General features: G+C 58.9%; 4 protein-coding genes and 2 pseudogenes. All 6 read left to right on the top strand.

Translation table 11 applies throughout. The annotated features are described in order from the left end of the window. A pseudogene (locus OQZ28_RS17485) lies at nucleotides 1–285 on the top strand (Ti-type conjugative transfer relaxase TraA); the annotation flags it as partial. A 46-nt stretch (nucleotides 286–331) separates the two neighbouring features. Next, the gene (locus tag OQZ28_RS17480) at nucleotides 332–754 is read left to right on the top strand and encodes a putative toxin-antitoxin system toxin component, PIN family (protein ID WP_010517487.1); all 423 of its coding nucleotides are present in this window, start codon (nucleotides 332–334) and stop codon (nucleotides 752–754) included. Continuing rightward, nucleotides 751–804 (top strand): annotated as a pseudogene (locus OQZ28_RS17475) (toxin-antitoxin system HicB family antitoxin); the annotation flags it as partial. The gene OQZ28_RS17480 and the pseudogene OQZ28_RS17475, both read left to right, overlap by 4 nt. 30 nt (nucleotides 805–834) lie before the next feature. Beyond that, on the top strand, nucleotides 835–1014 hold the full coding sequence (locus tag OQZ28_RS17470; RefSeq protein ID WP_242448110.1) for a toxin-antitoxin system HicB family antitoxin: 180 nt from the start codon (nucleotides 835–837) through the stop codon (nucleotides 1012–1014). Nucleotides 1015–1099: 85 nt separating this feature from the next. Continuing rightward, a complete protein-coding gene (locus OQZ28_RS17465) occupies nucleotides 1100–1351 on the top strand; it encodes a FitA-like ribbon-helix-helix domain-containing protein (RefSeq protein WP_025439953.1) in 252 nt (83 codons plus the stop codon). Continuing rightward, the coding region (locus tag OQZ28_RS17460; RefSeq protein WP_458136695.1) for a PIN domain-containing protein at nucleotides 1348–1571 on the top strand (224 nt) is incomplete at its 3' end. The genes OQZ28_RS17465 and OQZ28_RS17460, both read left to right, overlap by 4 nt.

Raw genomic sequence — 1571 nt, 5'->3', positions numbered from 1 at the left:
CGGGCGCGCAGGCTGGTCGAGGGGCTGGAACACGAGGACAAGGTGCGGCATTCCCCCGAGTTGCGGGCGGCGCGGTTCGTGAAGGCGTGGGACGGGCTGAGCCGCGAGCAGCAGGGTGTGGCGCTCAGGGAGCTGAAGCGGGACGTGCAGCTTGAATCCCTCCTGCGGCAGAAGGGGCATGAACTGGGCGTCCGGAAGGGATCGACGCTCGATCATGGATTGCAGCCGCAGCGCACGCGCTCGCTGTCGCGTTCCAGGGGGCGGGATATGGATATGGGGATGTAGGAGATTTTGATTTACGTTAAGCAGTGACGTCATATATGATGTCACTATGCGCGTTGTTCTTGATACGGATGTTGTTCTTTCGGGATTCATGTCACCGGACGGAGCGTCCCGGCAGCTTTTGCTGGGGGCCTTGGATAGGAATTTCAGTCTGCTGCTCTCCACGACCCTCCTGGTCGAATACGAGGCGGTGTTGCGTCGTTCTGAAAACCTTTTTCGAATGGGCGTTCAGGGGGATGAAGTTCTGGAGGTTCTTGATGGACTTGCAGGGTGCTGCGTGCCGGTTTCTTTTGATTACAGGTGGCGACCGACAGGAGCGCACGGTGATGATGAACTTGTGGTTGAGACAGCGATCAACGGAAATGCGGATGCGATCGCCACGTTCAATCTGAAAGACATGCAGCGGGCTGTATCACGGTTCGGTATTCCAGCAGTGCGGCCAGGTGTTCTTTTGCGAAGGATGAGAGGATGAGTAGCAGTAAAATCCAGCTTCGGCTTCCGGAAGATATGCGGGAAGCCGCAACGCGTCAGGCGGCGCTTTCAGGTGTCAGCATGAACCTTTTTGTTGCGACGGCTGTCGCGGCCCGGCTGGGTGGGCAGGCAGAAGCGGAACGGTATTTTTCCGCACGGGCGACACGGACCACGCCTGCTCGTGCCAAAGCTCTTCTGGAGCGGATCGGAACAAGGGGGCAGATCAGGGACGATGATCGTCTGGACGTGCCGGAAAACTGAATCTGGATGAGGGGATGTCGGGTTTTTCTGGAAAGATATCGAAATGATATTTATGATATCATTCCAGGAAATGAGGAGTCCTGTCATGTCTTCTGTGGTTATTCGTAATCTTCCGGAAGAGACGCATCGGGCGCTGAAGGCGCAGGCCATGCTGCATGGGCGCAGTACGGAAGCAGAGATCCGGACCATTCTGGAAGCGGCCGTCCGGCCGCCGCAGCGGGTCCGGCTGGGATCGCTTCTGGCGTCCATCGGTCGGGAGGCCGGTATGTGTGATCAGGATATTGCGGCCTTGCAGACCCGCGATCAGACCCCGGCCGAGCCGATGTCCTTCGAATGATCCTGCTCGATACCAATGTGATCTCGGAGCCGTGGAAGCCCGTCCCGGAGCCGCGTGTTCTGGCCTGGATCGATGGACAGGCGATCGAGACGCTTTTCCTGTCTGCCGTCACGGTGGCGGAACTGCGTTTCGGGATCGGGGCGATGCCGACCGGTCGGCGGCGTTCTGTACTGCATGAGCGGCTGGAACAGGAGGTATTGCCCTTGTTCGCGGGGCGTGT

It is taken from the genome of Komagataeibacter sp. NFXK3, assembly GCF_054182245.1.
Note: the sequence above shows the minus strand (reverse complement) of the source record. Positions and strands in the feature narration are given on the sequence as shown.

Bases quoted from the DNA above. Each gene is read 5' to 3' on its own strand.
- OQZ28_RS17470 (WP_242448110.1), top strand. From the start codon at position 835: ATGAACCTTTTTGTTGCGACGGCTGTCGCGGCCCGGCTGGGTGGGCAG.
- OQZ28_RS17480 (WP_010517487.1), top strand. From the start codon at position 332: ATGCGCGTTGTTCTTGATACGGATGTTGTTCTTTCGGGATTCATGTCA.
- OQZ28_RS17465 (WP_025439953.1), top strand. From the start codon at position 1,100: ATGTCTTCTGTGGTTATTCGTAATCTTCCGGAAGAGACGCATCGGGCG.